At 68.1% G+C, this 17,155-nt stretch carries 16 protein-coding genes and 1 pseudogene; 9 read left to right on the forward strand and 8 right to left on the reverse strand.

Going from position 1 to position 17,155, the window contains the following annotated elements:
* The first annotated feature begins 120 nt into the window (after positions 1-120).
* On the forward strand, positions 121-1,650 hold the full coding sequence (locus tag E0500_RS05795; protein ID WP_131568239.1) for a CehA/McbA family metallohydrolase: 1,530 nt from the start codon (positions 121-123) through the stop codon (positions 1,648-1,650).
* Between the two features lie 174 nt (positions 1,651-1,824).
* On the opposite strand, the pseudogene E0500_RS05800 reads toward E0500_RS05795, so the two are convergent.
* From E0500_RS05800 to E0500_RS05810, 3 genes and pseudogenes are all read right to left on the reverse strand, one after another.
* Positions 1,825-2,430, reverse strand: a pseudogene (locus E0500_RS05800) (N-acetylmuramoyl-L-alanine amidase); the annotation flags it as partial.
* A 7-nt stretch (positions 2,431-2,437) separates the two neighbouring features.
* On the reverse strand, positions 2,438-3,073 hold the full coding sequence (locus E0500_RS05805; protein ID WP_131568243.1) for a peptidoglycan DD-metalloendopeptidase family protein: 636 nt from the start codon (positions 3,071-3,073) through the stop codon (positions 2,438-2,440).
* A gap of 147 nt (positions 3,074-3,220) precedes the next feature.
* Positions 3,221-4,219, reverse strand: a complete 999-nt coding sequence (locus tag E0500_RS05810; RefSeq protein WP_131568245.1) for an AraC family transcriptional regulator — start codon at positions 4,217-4,219, stop codon at positions 3,221-3,223.
* A gap of 202 nt (positions 4,220-4,421) precedes the next feature.
* Between E0500_RS05810 and E0500_RS05815 the strand changes: the two genes are divergently transcribed.
* The 7 genes from E0500_RS05815 to E0500_RS05845 all read left to right on the forward strand — a co-directional run bounded on the left by E0500_RS05815 (position 4,422) and on the right by E0500_RS05845 (position 8,541).
* Complete coding sequence (locus E0500_RS05815) at positions 4,422-4,817, forward strand: nitroreductase/quinone reductase family protein (RefSeq protein ID WP_131568247.1); 396 nt, start codon at positions 4,422-4,424, stop codon at positions 4,815-4,817.
* Between the two features lie 185 nt (positions 4,818-5,002).
* Positions 5,003-5,191 (forward strand): DUF397 domain-containing protein, encoded by a 189-nt coding sequence (locus tag E0500_RS05820; protein WP_131568249.1) that lies wholly within the window; start codon positions 5,003-5,005, stop codon positions 5,189-5,191.
* A gap of 324 nt (positions 5,192-5,515) precedes the next feature.
* Positions 5,516-5,788, forward strand: coding sequence for a hypothetical protein (locus tag E0500_RS05825; RefSeq protein ID WP_131568251.1), 273 nt, complete (start codon positions 5,516-5,518; stop codon positions 5,786-5,788).
* Between the two features lie 43 nt (positions 5,789-5,831).
* A complete protein-coding gene (locus E0500_RS05830) occupies positions 5,832-6,278 on the forward strand; it encodes a DUF6879 family protein (RefSeq protein WP_258573177.1) in 447 nt (148 codons plus the stop codon).
* Positions 6,279-6,281: 3 nt separating this feature from the next.
* Complete coding sequence (locus E0500_RS05835; RefSeq protein ID WP_131568255.1) at positions 6,282-7,130, forward strand: helix-turn-helix transcriptional regulator; 849 nt, start codon at positions 6,282-6,284, stop codon at positions 7,128-7,130.
* 637 nt (positions 7,131-7,767) lie between these two features.
* On the forward strand, positions 7,768-7,992 hold the full coding sequence (locus E0500_RS05840) for a DUF397 domain-containing protein (RefSeq protein ID WP_131568261.1): 225 nt from the start codon (positions 7,768-7,770) through the stop codon (positions 7,990-7,992).
* A gap of 81 nt (positions 7,993-8,073) precedes the next feature.
* The gene (locus E0500_RS05845; RefSeq protein ID WP_131568263.1) at positions 8,074-8,541 is read left to right on the forward strand and encodes a hypothetical protein; all 468 of its coding nucleotides are present in this window, start codon (positions 8,074-8,076) and stop codon (positions 8,539-8,541) included.
* Here the strand turns inward: E0500_RS05845 and E0500_RS05850 are convergent.
* The gene (locus tag E0500_RS05850; RefSeq protein ID WP_131568265.1) at positions 8,534-9,130 is read right to left on the reverse strand and encodes an AAA family ATPase; all 597 of its coding nucleotides are present in this window, start codon (positions 9,128-9,130) and stop codon (positions 8,534-8,536) included. The genes E0500_RS05845 and E0500_RS05850 overlap by 8 nt on opposite strands.
* A 126-nt stretch (positions 9,131-9,256) precedes the next feature.
* Between E0500_RS05850 and E0500_RS05855 the strand changes: the two genes are divergently transcribed.
* Positions 9,257-9,694, forward strand: a complete 438-nt coding sequence (locus E0500_RS05855; RefSeq protein ID WP_131568267.1) for a hypothetical protein — start codon at positions 9,257-9,259, stop codon at positions 9,692-9,694.
* A gap of 580 nt (positions 9,695-10,274) precedes the next feature.
* Here E0500_RS05855 and E0500_RS05860 read toward each other — a convergent pair.
* From E0500_RS05860 to E0500_RS05875, 4 genes are all read right to left on the reverse strand, one after another.
* Positions 10,275-10,613, reverse strand: coding sequence for a hypothetical protein (locus tag E0500_RS05860; RefSeq protein ID WP_131568269.1), 339 nt, complete (start codon positions 10,611-10,613; stop codon positions 10,275-10,277).
* Positions 10,614-10,826: 213 nt separating this feature from the next.
* On the reverse strand, positions 10,827-11,177 hold the full coding sequence (locus tag E0500_RS05865) for a hypothetical protein (protein ID WP_131568271.1): 351 nt from the start codon (positions 11,175-11,177) through the stop codon (positions 10,827-10,829).
* Positions 11,170-15,072, reverse strand: a complete 3,903-nt coding sequence (locus tag E0500_RS05870) for a polymorphic toxin-type HINT domain-containing protein (RefSeq protein ID WP_258572635.1) — start codon at positions 15,070-15,072, stop codon at positions 11,170-11,172. Before E0500_RS05870 ends, E0500_RS05865 begins: the two co-directional genes overlap by 8 nt.
* Before the next feature lie 37 nt (positions 15,073-15,109).
* The gene (locus E0500_RS05875; protein WP_181586886.1) at positions 15,110-17,053 is read right to left on the reverse strand and encodes a LamG-like jellyroll fold domain-containing protein; all 1,944 of its coding nucleotides are present in this window, start codon (positions 17,051-17,053) and stop codon (positions 15,110-15,112) included.
* Positions 17,054-17,155: the final 102 nt, after the last annotated feature.

The raw sequence follows: 17,155 nt of genomic DNA on the forward strand, positions 1-17,155 counted from the left end.
CAACATGCCGCTCCCCTTCCCTTGCACGGCAGTTCACGGCTGAATAGCAAGGTTGTGCGCGCCACCCCTGCACCACCCCACACCACCCGTGCAACCCGAAGACGTGTTGGGAGCAGCAGCATGTGCGAGGACGACGACCACGGTGCCGGCCTGGGCAGACGCGCCCTGTTCGTGACGGGCGCCGCCGCCGCGCTTACGTTGGGGAGTGTGAGCTTCTCGAACGGACCGACCGCCGAGGCGGCGAACAACACCGAGACCAGGACGGTGCGCGGCACGCTGCCCACCGGCTCCCCCGACTTCGTGTACCTGCCCGTCGAGGTCCCGTCCGGCGTACGGGAACTGCACGTGGCGTACACCTACGAGAGGCCCGCCGTGCCGTCCGGCACCGTGGGCAACGCCCTCGACATCGGCATCTTCGACGAACGCGGCACCGACCTCGGCGGCAAGGGCTTCCGCGGCTGGTCGGGCGGGGCGCGCACGGAGTTCTTCATCCGGGCGGACGACGCGACGCCCGGCTACCTTCCCGGCCCCGTCCGCCCCGGCACCTGGAACATCGCACTCGGCCCGTACACCGTGGCACCGCAGGGCCTGGCGTACGAGATCACGATCACCCTCACGTACGGCGAACCGGGGAAGACGGTGAAGCCGACGTACCCGCCGTCCCGTGCGAAGGGCCGCGGCCGGGCCTGGTACCGCGGCGACTGCCATCTGCACTCCTGGTTCTCCGACGGCCGCCGCACCCCGGCCGAGATCGCGGCGCTCGCCCGTGCCGCGGGCCTCGACTTCATCAACACCTCCGAGCACAACACCCATTCCGCGCACGCCCACTGGGCCGACCAGGCGGGTGACGACCTGTTGATCATGCTCGGCGAGGAGGTCACGACCCGCAACGGCCACGTGGTGGCGCTGGGCACGGACCCCGGCACGTTCATCGACTGGCGCTACCGGGCCCGGGACAACCGCTTCGGCAAGTACGCACGCAAGATCCGCGCCGCCGGCGGCCTGGTCGTCCCCGCCCACCCGCACGCCACCTGCATCGGCTGCAACTGGAAGTTCGGCTTCGGCGAGGCCGACGTGATCGAGGTGTGGAACGGGGCGTACACCCCCGACGACGAGGTGGCCCTGGCCGACTGGGACGGCATGCTCGTCGCCTCGGTGCGCTCGGACAACGGCCGGTCCTGGATCCCAGCCATGGGCAGCAGCGACGCCCACCGAGACCCCGACCCCGTGGGCCGGCCCCAGACGGTCGTCCTCGCCGACGACCTGACCCGCGAGGCCATCCAGGAGGGCCTGAAGGCGGGGCGTTCGTACGTGGCCGAGTCCAGCACTCTGTCGCTGGCCTTCACCGCGGTCGGCGGGCGGGGTGAGCACGCGGGCATCGGCGAACGGCTCGACGTGGACCGCGACGACCCGGTCACGGTCCGTCTGGAGGTCACGGGCGCGCCCCGCTGCACGGTCCGGTTCGTCACCGACCAGGGCGTCCTCCACACCAGCGAACCCCTGCCGGTGTCCGGGTCGGGCACGGTCGAGTGGCGTACGACGGCGCAGTACGCGGCGTACGTACGGGCGGAGTTGCGGCACGAGGCCGTGGTGACGTCGTTGCCGGGGCCGCTGGCGGCGTTCACGAACCCGATCTTCCTGGGGCGTTAGTCCCGTACACGAGCGAAGGGGCACGGCGGTGCGCGTGATCGCGTACCGCCGTGCCCGTCGTACCCTTCGCGCTGGTCGCCCCCGTCGTGCGTCGTACCTTCCGTACCTTCTCGTCGCGCGTCGTACGTTTCTTCGCGTTTCTCAGCCCGCGACGAGAGCGGACCGCAGGGTCTTCTTCAGGCGGGCCGCGACGCGGTCGCGCATCGCCGGCATGGAGAAGCCCTTCGGGTCGATCTTGTCCTCGGACCATTCGAGGTGGCCGATCACGCTGCGTGCGGTCCAGCCGTGGGCACGGCAGATCGCGGCGCTGACGCGTTCGATCGCCTCCAGCTGCGCCGCCGGCCACGGGTCGTCGCCGGTGCCGAGGTTGACGCATTCGAAGCCGTAGAAGCAGACGTTGCCGTCCACGCCGTCGGCGTTGCCGCGCGTCGGCTTCGGCGGGCGGCTGCCGTAGTCCTCGGCCTTCACGCGTTCGAGGACCTCGGGGTCGCCGCCGCCGGCGTGGTTGGCGCGCCCGTGGCCGACGAGGTGGACGGTGCCGTCCTTGGCGATGACACCGTGGCACAGCGGGCCCGGCAGTGAGCTGTAGCCGTCCCGGCAGATCGCCACGGACTTCTGGGTGCCCGAGGTCACGGTGTGGTGGATCATCACGCCGTTGACGGGTCCCCAGGGGCCCATGTGGTTGCGGTTGTGCGTACGCCAGTCGCCGACCTCCACGACCCGTACGCCTTCGGCACGCAGAGCGGCGAGGAGCTTCGCCGCGGAAAGCGGTGTCGCCATGGCAACCTCACCAGGAGGGCTTGCGGTCGTTGCCGTACCCGCCGCCACGGGGACGGTCCTCGAAGTGCAGGTGCGGGCCGGTCACGTTCCCGGTCGCCCCGACCTTGCCGAGCCTGTCGCCCGCCTTCACCTTGTCGCCCTTGGCGACGGCGCGCTGGGACAGGTGGCAGTAGACGTAGTCCCGGCCGTTGTCCGCGCGCAGGCAGATCCAGTTCCCGTACGACTTCCCGTCACCGTTCGACCAGGCGATGGTGCCCGCCCGCACCGCGACCACGGGGGTGCCCGTGGGCGCCGGGTAGTCGTCACCGGTGTGGTAGCCGGCCTGCCAGCTGCCACGCTGGCCGTAGGGTGTGCCGACCTTGTGGCCGGGCACCGGTGAGGACACCCGTCCCCCCGAGCCGTGGCCCCCGTCCTTCAGCCCGAGCCGGGTGAACGTCTCCTTGCCCGGCAATCCGTCCGCCCCGCTGCCCGACCAGCCCTGCGCACGCTGGAACTTGGCGCAGGCGCTCTTCGTCTCGTCGCCGTACTTGCCGGTGGCGCCCGACGGGATCTTGTAGCCGGCGGCTATAAGGGCCTTCTGGAACGCCTTCACGCAAGTCTCCGTCGAGCCGTACCGCACATGATCGAACTCGATCGTGGTCATGAACATCTCCCCGTGTTGTCAGCCGCTCGGGTCTCAAGCGACCGCTTTCATCCTCCGTGTGGCAGGAGCACTCGTGTTGACGCCGGGTCCACAGTTCTTTGACGTTCCGTCCCCGGCGCCCGTGCGCGGAGGCCTGCTGACGCCCAGTCAGTGGATGTACCGGCGCTGGTCCCCTTGGAGCAGGGCGCGGCGGCGGTACTCGCGGGGCGACATGCCGTAGGCGGCGCGGAAGGCGCGCGTGAAGACCGGATGGTGCTCGAAACCCGCGCGTGCGGCGACGAGATGCACGGGGACGTCGCTGCGGGCGGGATCGGCGAGCTGCTCGCGGGCGCGCTCCAAACGAAGGTGGCGGATCCAGCCGGACACCGTGGTCTCGCGGTCCTGGAACAGCCGGTGGAGGTAACTGGTCGAGATGTGGTGCGCGGCCGCGATGCCGGCCGGCGTCAGATCGGGGTCGTGCAGGTGGTCGCGGATGAACGCCTGGATGCGCAGGGCCAGGGTCCGTCTTCGGGACTCGGCGGGCACGGAGTCCATGGAGTCGAGCGCGTTCGCGAAGAGGGCGGCGAGCAGATCGACCAGGACCGTCTCCAGGCGGGGCTCGTCGGCGGCGGTGTACGCACGCGGGTTGTCCGCCAGGGTGGTGAGGAAGGCGGCCAGCAGGGCCCCGACGCCTTCCCGTCCCGAGAGCCGGTGACCGATCACGCGGTCGATCTCGTCCGAGGGCAGGGGCAGCCGTGCCCTGGGGACGTCGACGCACACGGCGTGCACGACGTCCCTGCGCGGGCCGCCCATGAGGATCTCCAACGGGCGGGAGGAGTCGTTGGTACGGAAGTCCCATGGGCCGTATACGGCGTCCGGGCCGTTCATACGGAACCCCAGTGTGCCCTTGGTGATCAGCGAGAGGTTGAGCATCTCCGGATCGGAGCCGCGGATGAGTTCCGGTGTCCGCCGGATGGCGTGAGCCGCGGTGACCGAGGGCCATACGAGCACAGTGCCCAGTCGCATGACGCGCTGGTACACGCTGAAGTCGGAGTCCGGGCGGCAGACCAGGTCCACGGGCGCGTGTGTCTGGGACAGCCTCTCCCGCCACGCGTCGACCCGGTCGGCCACCGGTAAGTCATCGGTACGGAACACTGTTTCGATCATCGCGTCTGCCCCCGTCGCAGCATGGATGAACACCGGGCCCCGACGGCCCGGGCACACGACCAGCATGCCGACGCACAAAGAAGCGGCAAAGTGTTTCGTTCCACTCGGCGTGGCGTTCCCCGCACGCGTGGGACGCCTGCTATTCACCCGCTCGGTGAGGAAGTCCTCCGACAACCGGCAAACATCAGGAGCCCCACAGCCCATGACCCGCAACGACGACCGCAAGCTCCGAGCCGTCACGGCCTTCCAGCGCCGGATCCTCAACCCGGTCATGCGCCGGATCCCGTTCCAGACGGCGCTGGAGACCATGGGCCGCGCGTCCGGCCTGCCCCGCCGCACCCCCGTGGGCGGCCGCCGCATCGGCGACTCCTTCTGGCTGGTCTCGGAGCACGGGGCCAGGTCCCAATACATCCGCAACATCCGCGCGAACCCTCGGGTGCGGGTACGGATCGGGGGACGGTGGCACGAGGGAACGGCCCATCTCCTGCCCGACGACGACGCCATGGCCCGCCTGCGCACCCTGCCCAGGTCCAACAGCGCGGTGGTGCGGCTGGTGGGGACGGATCTGCTGACGGTGCGGGTGGATCTGGAGGACTGAGGAACTACTCGCCCACAGCCTGTGGATCATCACCTCCCAATATGGCGCCGTACGTCCACGACGGGCATGGCACACCGTTCCCCACGATCTGCGCCGCCCCACTCACCGCGCCTCCCCGCACTCGGCCCACAGCAGCTTCCCGCCCTTGGAGGCACCCCACTCCCGCAGCACGGACAAGGACACGCATGGCCGCCGACACATGGCAGAAGTCGTCCTACTGCGCCCAGGGCGAATCCTGCGTCCACATATCCGCCACCCCCACAAGCGTCCACCTCACCGAGAGCGCCGACCCCACCCAGGCAGTACTCTCGACCGCCCCCACCGCCTTCGGAGCGCTCCTCCGTACTCTGCAGGCGAGCCAGACCCACGGCTGACGTATCGGAATCCCCGGCCACGCCGTAGCACCCGACGCCTCCTCAGGGGGCTTCTGGTTGCCCGAGGGAGGACCTGCACTCCACTCAGGCATCAGCCCACTAGTCGACTGACCTGCGAAAACTTACCCTCTCAGCCCCTGGGCCCGGTCGCGTCCGGTCATACTCACCTGCTGTTTCCGCCCGTTCCTGGCCGCTGTCGGTCACGCGCTGGTCACGTGGCCAACCCACTGCGCCCCCTTCCCACCCCGTGCGCCGTTGACGGGCTTCGTCTCTGGAGTGAGGGTCGAGCAACTGGCCGCAATCGGATCGACACAGGGAGCAGGCATGAGGTTGCGTTTTCTTGGGATCATCCCCAACACACCAGGTAACGAGTCTCCGACGATCTGGCTGGACGAGGACAGCGGTGATCTCCTGATCCAGTCGTACAAGGCCACGGAAACAGAAGTGAAGGCGTGCCAGGAGATCGGCTCGATCCCCGGTCACGGGACAGACGTTCCGGACCACGAGGCGATCATCCGGCTGCCCAAAGTCATGTTGCAGTACATCCCCCTGCCCGAAAGCGATGGTGAGGCGAGCAGTGACAGGGAAGACGCTTGAGGAAGAATGGGCCAGCGTCACGAGGAGCGCTGTCCATCTGGAGATGAGGGACAGCTACATCCGGGACGATCCGGGGTTCATCGCCTGGCAGCAGGGCCGAGTTCCCGACGCTGCCGCTCAGTACCAGACATGGACGGAGCTGATGAAGCAAGCGACAGGGCGCGGGGTGGTTGTGCGTCGCGCACGGATCGTCAGCGAACCCCTGTCGGACTACTGCCGGTTTGAGTACGACGTGACCGGCCCGGTTAACCTCGCCGGGGGCGAACAGGTGCGCTGGCTGCCCCGGCGACGTGCCTCTGACATTGCCCTGCCCGGCAACGACTTCTGGGTCTTCGACGGAGCGTATGGGAAGTTCAACCACTTCACCGGCGAAGGGGCATCGGCCGGCCCAGAGCACTTCGATGACCCACGAGTGGTGAAGCTGTGCGCTGACGCGTTCGAGGCCGTGTGGGAACGGGCCACCCCTCATGAGGAGTACAAGCCCGTCTGACCCATGGCAGTTACATCATCCTCCAGCGTCCAGGCGGCCCGGCAGGCTCTTGCGGATCGTCTTCGCGAGTTGTGCCGGGACGCCGGGCTGGAAGGTAAGCAGCTCGCTGCGGCGTGCGGGTGGCACCCCTCCAAGGTGTCCCGGATAGCCACCGCGAAGGCTTCACCGTCCGCCGACGACATCCGCGCATGGTGCCGTGCCTGCGGCGCGGAGGACCAGGCAGACGACCTGATTGCCTCTCTGCGGACCGTGGAGAGCATGTGGGTTCAGTGGCACCGCATAGAGCGCACAGGGCTGCGACGCGCGCAGGAGTCCGTTCTTCCGCTGTATGAGCGCACCACTCGTTTCCGCGCCTACTCGCCGAACTTCGTGCCCGGCCTGATCCAGACGTACGGCTATACCGAGGAGGTGCTGCGGGCCGTTCAACGGCGACGCGTCGAGGTCGACGACGTGGCTGATGCCGTGGCCGCGCGGATGGAGCGTCAGCGCGTGCTGCACGAGGGGCACCGCCGTTTCGCGTTCCTCGTCGAGCAGTCGGTTCTGTCCAACGCGCTCGGTGAGCCGGAAACGCAGCAAGAGCAGCTTGAGCACCTGCTGATGGTCGCCGCGCTACCCAACGTCAGCCTGGGCGTGGTACGAACGCGGACGGGCCGCTCCCGGATGCCGACAGAGGGCTTCTGGATCTACGACACAGCACAGGTCAACGTCGAGCTGGTCTCCGGCTACCTCACGATCACACAGCCCCAGGAAGTGGCCATGTACGCCGAGACATTCGCCGAACTCGCCGACAACGCGGTGTACGGCGCGAAGGCCCGTGCGCTGATCACGGCAGCCATGAACTCGCTCAGCTGATTGCCTCGCAATCACGCGCAATCCGCTATGAGTGGGGATGCACAGCGGCTGACCATGGTTACCCAGCGATCAAAGCCGGGGAGGCAGACATGCCGACGCAGAAGCCGCAGGGCTATCACCTGACCGAGCCACCGGCCGAGCCTTCCGCCGTGCCAGGCTGTGCCAAGTGCCTGTCTCTCGTGAACGCCAGACGGAATGCGCGTTCCACCGGTGACTACAGCTCCGTGTCCGACTGCAATGTGGAGCTTCGCGAGCACCAGTCGGAGAGTCATTGATGGACATGCAAACGTGGCGGGACAGCCGTAGGCGGGCGGACAACGCCACGAACACACTGCGTGAAGCGCTGGCCGCTCTCGGCAGTCCCGAGCGTGTACAGCAGCATCTGCGGCCCATGATCACTCACTCAGGGACGCCCCTCGTGCGCGTGGGAACGATCCACGCTGAGCACATCGAGCAGATAGCGGAAGCGCTTCGTATCGCGGCCGGGGCTCGGAGCCTCACAGCCGCCACTCAGAAGGCCGGGTCGTAGCTCCGGGCATCAGGCGCCTTCCTCTCCACCCTCCCATGAAACTCCCGCCCGACGCCGGGCGGCGGCGGTCAGCCATGGCCGCGATCAGGTGAGCAGGAAGGTGCAGCAATGCTGAACGGAAGTGATCTGTACGCGCTCGACATCGACGGGACCTCGTTCGTGAAGGCGTGCGGCGGTCCTTGCACCGAGGGGTGCGTGACCCTGGCCCGGATCGGCGACGACGCCTGGGCCCTCGGGGACAGCAAGCGGCCGGGTGCCCAGCCGCTGCGGTTCACCACTGAGGAACTGGACGCGGCCGGGATCGACCCGGCGCGGTTCGGCCTGTCCGTCTGACCTTTCCCCTCCGTCGGCCCCACCCCTTCCCTGGGTGGGGCCGGCTGTCCCCCTTCACTTCTGAGCCCGACGGGAAGACTGGTGCACCATCACGGCTACCTGTGGACCGGCCCGAAACAGCGTTTCGACAGCGAAGCCCTACGGCGGCCCCCACATCCCGAGCCGCCCCCGGCCGGGGGCAAACCGGAACTGATCCAGCGTTACCGCGAGGTGGCGGCGGAGTTCCCCACCGTTGACCTGCCTCCGCTGGAAACGGCCTACTGGCTCGTCAAGCCGCGTTCCCTGGTTCGAGGCACGTGGGATGAGGCGAAGGAGGCGGCGGCGTGGGCCGGGGACCGGTTGACCGAGTACGCGCCCCGGTTCGCCTCCGAGACACAGCGGGACATCGTCCGGCTCGCCGTTCTCGTCAACTCCGCTGCGGAGCGGCCGGAGTCCGGGACTGATGTGACGCTGGGCTTCTACCTCGAACGACCCTCGTTTCTGTCCCTGTCGGTGGTGACGTGTTCCCCGAACCGTTCGAGGCCTGAACTGGCCTGTCCCCTCATGTAGCCAAAGCAGCGCAGGCACCTCCGTCAGTTGGCTGGGGCGTCTTCCTTGGCGCGGACACGACCCGGATGCTGTTGAGTACCTGATCGGCAAGTGCCCTCGGCGACAACTCACCGTTCAGCACCACCGCGTCGGCGGGCACCTCGGCCAAGAACGCCATGCAGGACGGGATCTTCGACTTGCACCAGCGGCGTACGCGTTCATCCCGCTCGGGGTCGTCCGGTGTGAAGCTGCGGCCATCGATGCGCTGTTCCAGGACCTCGGGCGGAACCCGGAGGAAGAAGTGGTGCACAGTGATGCCGGCCTTCCTCAGGGTGGAGAAGATCTCCTCCACGTACTCGGGATTGACGAGTGTCATGGGGACCAGCAACGGGCGGCCGTACTCCTCTACGAGGCCCACCGCCAACTCCGCCACCTGCCGACGCCACAGGCGGAGGTCCTGGAAGTCGCCGGTCGGGACGTCCACGATCTCCCTCAGGACGTAGCCGACCATCTCCGGGTCATAGACGAGAGCTTCCGGCCGTCGGGACCGCAGCTCTTCCACCAGCGTGGTCTTCCCGCTCCCGAACGCCCCGTTCACCCACACGATCAAGGTCCATCTCCTCTCACCCCGTGCACGGATCGTCAAGCGACTGTGTTCTCCCGGTCAACAATTACTCCGCGCTGTCGCCCATCCTGATCCCTGGTAGGGGAACGGAGCACGACCAAGGAGGGGAACATGCGGAAGGCAACGACGAGGTTCGGCCGGGGCGCCCTGGCCGCCGTCGCGGCAGGCGGCCTGGTGCTCGGCCTGGCCGGCTCGGCGCACGCGTCGTCGAACGCGACGGCGTACGTGTACGGCCCCAACGGCGCCCGCCTGGGCGCGGCCTATTTCCAGGCCGACCCCTACGACATTCCCGAGCCCGGCCGGCCCGACCTCCCGGGCGACGCGATCCGGGCCTGCGACCAGGTGCCCGGGGACGGCTGGGGCGTCCAGGCCCAGCTCGACGTCGGCCGGAACAACACCATCGACCGCCGCGCGAACGGCACCGGTGCACAGTGCTCCGGCTGGGCGACCGGCGACCTCGATGAGGAGACCAACGTTCGGGTTCGCGCCTGTCAGATCCTGAACGGCACCGTGCGGTCCTGCGGCTCCTGGAGCAACGGGGTGTCCTGAACGGGGCTGTCCTCAGGCAGAGACCCGGCAAGGGGCAAGGGCAACGGCAGCTCGGAGAGCTGGGAGGCGGTGGCCGACTTCCGGGGCACCGCGATCAATAGGCGAGAGTTCCAGTCCCGCAGCACCTCTGTCTGAGGGTAGTTCGGGTATGGCAACGCCATGAAAGATTCGTAGACTTCGCTGAATTCGGATTCCCCAGTCATGCCAGGAAACTATCTTCCCACCCTTGGCGTAGATCCCCTCGCCACCGAACAGACGGCCTCTGATCTTCCATCCCGTATCGCCATTCTGCAGCTTCCAGGGAATTCGATCCTTCTGTTCCGTCTTATTTCACTGATCCCGGTACCCGCCACCCAGAAGGGGTGATTGTCGGTGGCGATCAATGCGCCGGTCGACTCCGCGTCTCGGGCGAAGCCGGCGAGAGACGCACCCACACCGATTTCGAAGGCCCGGCACACTGGGGACGACATCCATGACAGGGGGCTGACCTGGTCAGGCGCGACTTCACCAGGGTGCCCCTTTCTCCGAATGTCTGCGAAAGGGGCACCCAGATTACTCTGCTGTAGAACCAGCGGGCGGGCTAGCTTTCAGCCAGGAACTGCAGAACTCCTTCAGGACCACCTGAATCTATAATCGCCCCGAAGGAATCCACCATTGCAGCTACACCACCTTCTGGGACGATCACAAGATCCGGGCACTGAAAGTATGCTCCACCGGAGCACTCCCCAGTCTCCTGCCATCGAGCCATCACTTGCTCGATGGCACGCAACGTCATGAACGTGGCGCTCCATCGCGTTTCACCTGGGAGGCTGAGCTCTGCATCTACGTTGTCGACGGATTCTTTGTCGTCCTCAGCGCCCAACATGAAGAGTGCACTGAACTGCTCATTCTCTACACGATAGAGGGAGTCACTGTCCATAAATCTGCTTCAGCCTCGCAATCACCTTGGATTCGTTCGGCTTGTCGGACTTTGCAACGATCTGAATCCCGCCGTCAACATTCCGGAAGAACAGACGACCGCCGTTCCTTCCTCGCGCCTGAACGTCGTCGTCGTTCCAGACATGTGGACCTCGCTGGCCGCTTGGGGCGTGAGGGCGCCCCGCCAGAAGGTCTGGCGGGGCGCCTTTCGCAATCAGTTTCCTGCAGTGCTCGCCAGGATGCCGATTTCTGTGATCAGGCGATGCAGGGCAGCCACGTAAGAGCGATACTCCTCCAGCAAGGGCCCTTCCGCTGCGACCTGAGAACCGAACGAATCAAGGTCTCGACGAAGAGAGTCGACCTGGGAAATAAGGTCGTCGACACCTGGCACGGCATCAGCCTCCATGGATCCACCCTCGACTCGACTGGCATACCCGGCAATCCACCCGTCGAGTGTCAATAGGCGAGAGTTCCAGTCTCGCAGCACCTCTGTCTGAGGGTAGTCCGGGTATGGCAACGCCATGAAGGCTTCGTAGGCTTCGCTGAGTTCGGATTCCCTAGTCATGCCAGGTAACTATCTTCCCATCCTTGGTGTAGATCCCCTCGCCACCGAACAGACCGCCTCTGATCTTCCATCCCATATCGCCATTCTGCAGCTTCCAGGGAATTCGATCCTTCTGTTCCGTCTTATTCCATAGATCCCGGGCTTCGCGAGTGTATTCAGCTAGAGTTCGACCCTTGCCATGCTTGTTCAGGTGATATGTGGCAGTTTCTTCCAAGCTGCCGAATGTCGCCTTGTCCCACTCCTGCAAAGCTTCGGCGTCGGTCCCGCAGAACTTGTCCGCATTGTGAACGAGGACCGGCGTCTCGCCCGCCAGCACATAATACGTGTGGAGATCGGCAATGGTCAGGTTGTGAACACGCTGTCCGGGCGTGGTCCACGTCTTGGTGGCATTGACCTGTGCGTAGGTGCCTTCGTCGGTCCGCAGCCGGTCGCCCGGCTCGAGTTCCGCCGCGTCGAGCCAGGCGTTCTTGGCGCCCGCCACCCAGAAGGGGTGCTGGTCGGTGGCGATCAGTGTGCCGGTCGACTTCGCGTCGGGGTCCGCGACCGCGATGTCGACGAGGTTCTTCTGGCCGTCACCGGTGATGGTCGCCTGGACACTCTTCGCCGCGGTCTCGCCGGACCGCGGGTCGGTGGCCACGACCTGGTCACCGACGCGAACGTCCTCGATCGGCTTGGTCCGCCGGTCGGCCATCAGGACGCGGGTGCCCGGTACGAAGCTGTTCTTCTGGCACGCCTTCAGCGCCTTGAGCGCCTTGAGCTTGAAGGCACTGAGCGCGAGGCCCTTGAGACACGAGAGCTTTTTCGTCTGGAGGCAGTTCTCGATCTCCTCGGCACCGACGTACCAGGCGACCAGGCGCTCGAAGTAGGTGCTCTCGGTGCAGGCCATTCCACCGGCTCCGTCACCAGCACAGACCAGGACGGTGCCCGGAGTCAGGTCCCCCTGCTCCATGTACTCGTCCCGGTACTCACGGAACCGCTTGTCGATGATCTTCCGAAGTTCCTCGTCCGAGAGCGGCTTGCTGACCCCGCCTGCCTCGGCTTCCTTCCGCACCTGATCCTTGAATTCCGCGAGCAGCTTTTCGGCCGCGATCTTCATGGCCTCCGTCGATGCCTTGGCCGCAGCGGCGGCGTCCTTGCCCGCGGCCTCGGCGGAGATGCCTGCCTGGTACGCGGCGGCGTTGGCCTGGGAGGCATAGTTCGAGGCGAGGCTCGCGGACCTGGCGGCTTGTTGTGCGGAACGGGTCGCCGCCTGGGCGTCCTTGCGGGCCGCCGCCGCGGCACTGTTCGCCTTCTTGGACGACTCGGCGGCCTTCTCGGCCGACTTGGCCGCCTGGTCGGCGGACTTGTCGGCCTGCTGAGAGTACTCGGCCGCCTGTTCCGCCGAAGTCCGGGCCTTGTCCGCCCACTTGACCGCTGCGGCGGCGTCCTTGGCGGCTTCCGCCGCCACACGCTGCGCCTCGGCGGCGTCCTTGTGGGCCAGCGCCGCGGACCGGTCGGCCGCTGCGAGGAGGATGTCGACCTCGGCGATGTGGGCGGCGGTGTTGGCGTCACGCTGCTGCGCCCGGTACAGACCGAGCTGAAGGAAGTCGCGCAGTCCGGAAGCCGGCCCCGACAGCACCGCCTGGGCCGCGGCCTTGACCTCGGGACCGCCGTTCGTCATCGCCTGGGCGACCGCGACGCGGTCGTCGTCCTCACGGGCCTTGTACTGGCCGACCTCCAGGAACTGGTGCAGGTCGGCCGCCGTGCCGTCCAGGGCCTTGTTGGCGGCGGCCTTCACGCCCGGTCCGCCCGCGGCCATGATCTGGGCGACGGTGACGCGGTCGTCGTGTTCCTTGCCCGGATAGGCCTTCGTCCGCAGGAAGTCCCGCACCTGCGCGATCGGCTTGTCCAGCACATCCAGTGCGGCCTGCCGCTGCGCGGGCTTGTCCGTGGTGTTGGCGATGTGCGCCACGCTCGCGCGGTCGTCCTGCTCCAACGCCACCGCCAGAGCGGCACGGACGAACTCCGCCACATCGGCGTCGGTACCCATCAGCGCGTTCTCGGCAGCGCTGCGGGCCCACGTCCCTCCGGCGGAAGCGAGGTTGAGCGCGACCTGGCGTCCCTTGGTGGCCGTGACCTTCAGGTCGGACGCCGCCACGGCCTCATCCCAGAGCTTCTGCGTCTCGGTATTGAGCTGCTGAAGCCGGCCCGCTTCCCACTTGGCAGCGGCGACCCGCGTGTCCTCGGCCTTCTTGGCCTCCTCCGCCGCCAGGACGTTCTCTTCCTGCTGCTGGATCAGGCGCTCTTCGTCCGCCTTACGCGCCAGCTCCGCCACCGTCTTGGCCCGGTCGGCGGCGCTCTGCGCGTCGCCCGCGGCCTCGGTCGCGGCGTCGGCCGCGGCCTTGGACTCCTTCGCGGCGTCCACCGCATTTCCCGCTTCGTCAGCGGCCTTGTTCGCCGCCTTGGCCGCCGCCTCGGCATGATCCGCGGCGTCGTTGGCGGCCGTACGCGACTGCCGGGCGGCCGTGGCGGCCTGCCTGGCGTTGGACTGGGCGGCGTTGGCCGCACGCGTGGCCTGGCCGGCCAGTCGCCTGGCCCTTGCCGCGGCAGCCTCGGCCTCGGTGGACTTGGCACCGGCCTCACCGGCCCAGCGACCCGCCTCAGCCGCTGCCGTGGCAGCCGCCGCGGCGTTGACTCCAGCGCTGGCCGCGGCCCCGGCCGCCTCCCCCGCCGCCTCCGCGGCGATACCGGCCTGCTCAGCCGCCTTGGCCGCCTTCCGCGCCCCGTCAGCGGCAGCATTCGCGTTCTGCGCGGCGATCCGGGCGTCCTTCGCCCGCTCGGCATCAGCGGCCGTCGCAGCCGCAGCCGACCTGGCCGTGGACGCCGCGCTGCCCGCCCGGCCCGCCGCATACGCCGCCTGCGCAGCCGCCGTGGCCGCAACCCGCGCCGCCCGGTTCGCCGCCGCAGCCGACGACACCGCCGTACGCGCCGCCTGAGCCGCCCGGTCAGCCGCGGAAGCCGCCCGCGACGCTGCGGCGGCCGCCCTTCCGGCCGACGACTTCGCTTCCTCCGCCTCCCTGGCCGCGACCTGCGCCGCCTCCTTGGCCCGCTGCGTCGCCTTCTCCGCCTTGGCCGCTTCCTCCTTGGCCTCCTCGGTCAGCCGGCTGGCCTGCTTCTGCGCCTTGTCGGCGAGCGCGGCCAACTGGGCCACGGTCAGCGTCTCCTGATCCCGCGCGGCCGCGACCTGCCAGCCCTCGTCCAGGAACTCCTGCACGTCCTCGGGAGTGCCGTCCAGGACCTGGTTGGCGACCTTCTTCACGTTCGGGCCGCCCGCCGTCATCAGCTGGGCGACCTGAACCCGGTTGTCCTCCTCCCGCGCCTTGTACTGGCCCTGGTCGATGAACTTGCGCCAGTCGTCGGCAGTACCGTCCAGTGCCTTGTTCGCGGCTTCCTTGACCCCCGGCCCGCCCGCGGCCATGATCTGCGCGACCTGGACACGCAGGTCGTCGTCATAGGGCTGGACGATTCCCTCGTCCAGGAACTTCTGCAGCTCCTCGGCCCCGCCGTCCAGCGCGGTGTTGGCGGCCTCCCGCACACCCGGCCCGCCCATGGCCATGACCTGCGCCACCTGCACCCGCAGGTCCTGCTCCTCCAGGACCGGCAGATCCTGGTTCATGAACGTGTCGACGTCCTGATCCGGACTGAGCAGCACGGCCTCAGCAGCCCGCCGTACGCCCGGGCCGCCGTACTCCCAGTACCAGAGGACGTCGGATCTGTCGTACGCAGGCCCTTCGTCAGCCGCGGCGGCGGGACGCGCGTCCACGCCCGCCAGCAGCGCCAGGGCCGCCAGCGTCGCCACGACGCCACGCCGCCCCGGCACACCTCTTAATTTCCTCACCGATTCCTTCTTTCTCAACGACACGTCACTCTTCGACGCGTCACACTTCGATGCGTCACTTGTCGACACAGTTCTGGTCCCGCCACGGGACGAACCGATCCGGCCCATTGGTGATGACGCCGTCCACACCCCACGAAGCCGTGGTCTTCCACTGGCTGTCGGTGTCGACCGTCCAGACGAAGACATCGACACCGGCCGCCTTCAACTGGTCGACCACTGCGGGGCGAGCGGAAAGGCCGGTGAACTTCACCGCGTAGGTGCTGAGCTTGAACGCGCGGGCCGTGGCCACGGGATCGGCGTCGAGTGTGGAGCGCAGCAGCGCGACTTCGGTCTTGTTAGCGGAGGCCGCCGCGTCCCGCACCACGTCCTCGTCGAAGGACTGGAGCAGCGTCCGCTCGGTCATCCCGGCCTCGGAGACCAGCCTGAGGGCGTGGTCGACGGCCGCGGAGGTCTGTGGCCCCTTGATCTCCAACAGGAGCCGGGCGGACCTGGGCTTGAGGGAGGACAGCGCCTGTTCCAGCGTGGGAACGCTCCCACCGCCCGTCACCGTGAGCCCGGAGATCTCCTCGGCGGTGAGCCGATCGACGCGTCCGGTGCCGTCGGTCGTGCGGTCCACGGTGTCGTCGTGCATGAGGACCGGATGGCCGTCCTTGGTGAACTGCACATCGGTCTCGACCCAGTCCGCACCGCGATCGACCGCCGCCTCCAGGGAGGCGATCGTGTTCTCCGGGGCGACCTCGGGTGCGCCCCGGTGCCCGATCGCATCCGTACCGGAGCAGCCGATCACGACGGGCCGGTCCCAGACGCGTACGGCGTCGACAGTTCCGGCGAAGTGCTCCTGGAACGTGCCCTGGTAGTACACCCGGCCGATCTGGAGGCCGCCCGACGCACGCCACGGGGTGGTGAAGTCGGCCGCCGCCTGGGGCCTGCCGTTCACGAACAGCTGGATCTTCTTCGCCGACGCGTCGTACACCCCGGCCAGATGCGTCCACAACCCGGTCTGCGCCACGTCCGTGCTCATCGACCGGACGATCGCCGTGTCGTCGGCATCCTTGGAGTGGCGGTTGAAGACCCACTTGTCGTAGGCCTTGGAGTAGTACAGCTGGAAGCCGCTCGCACGCGTCCCCGACTGCGAGAGGAAGGTGTGGTTGCTGTCCTTGTCGTCCAGCTTCACCCACGCCGACACCGAGAACGACTTCGTCGTGTCCACCACCGGACCGGCCGTCGCCGCGTACGCCGACGTCCCGTTCAGCCGCAACCCGGTGCCGGTTCTGCCGGCAGCACCGAGCTTGGCGCCGCCCCCGGCCACCGTCGCCACCGGACCGGCGCCCATGCCTCCACTGACCCGCGTGGCACCCGCGCCCTCGTCCAGCGGGAAGGAGGCCAACTCCTGCAGGCGCTCCGGTAACTCACCGCCGTACATCGAGGTCGCGTCGGCCTCCGTCACCGCCGACTGGACGGTCCGCACCTCGTCGATGAGGCCGGCCGCGTTCTCCTGCCAGGCGCCCTGCCAGCGCAGCCTGCCGATCTGCAGGCCACCGGTGGCCCGCCAGGCGGCGGTGGCCTGCACCGTCTGCTGGAGCCGGCCGTTCACGAACAGCGACAGCGTCTGCTTGTCCGCGTCGTAGGAGCCGGTCAGATGGGTCCACACACCGGTCTGCGCGGCGTCCTTGCCGAGCGCGCGCACGATGGCTGTGTCGTCGGCGTCCTTGGAGTGCCGGTTGAAGACCCACTTGTCGTAAGCCTTCGAGTAGTACAACTGGAAGCCGCTCGCACGCGTCCCCGCCTGCGACAAAAACGTGTGGTTCCTGTCCTTGTCGTCCAACTTCACCCACGCCGACACCGAGAACGACTTCGTCGTGTCCACCACCGGACCAGCCGTCGCCGCATACGCCGACGTCCCGTTCAGCCTCAACGCCGAACCGACCTTGCCCACGGCACCCGGCTCGGCGCCACCGGCCAGCGCCGCGGTGAACTCCTGCGCCGCGCCCCCGAGCACACGCCGCGACCCGGCACCCTCATCCAGGGCGAAAGCCGCTGTCTCGGCTGGGCCGGACGGCCGGAGGGAGGAGGCCTGGGCCGGGGGCGATGCCGCCGGCAG

It is taken from the genome of Streptomyces sp. KM273126, assembly GCF_004337435.2.
GTDB classification, from domain to species: Bacteria; Actinomycetota; Actinomycetes; order Streptomycetales; family Streptomycetaceae; genus Streptomyces; species Streptomyces acidicola.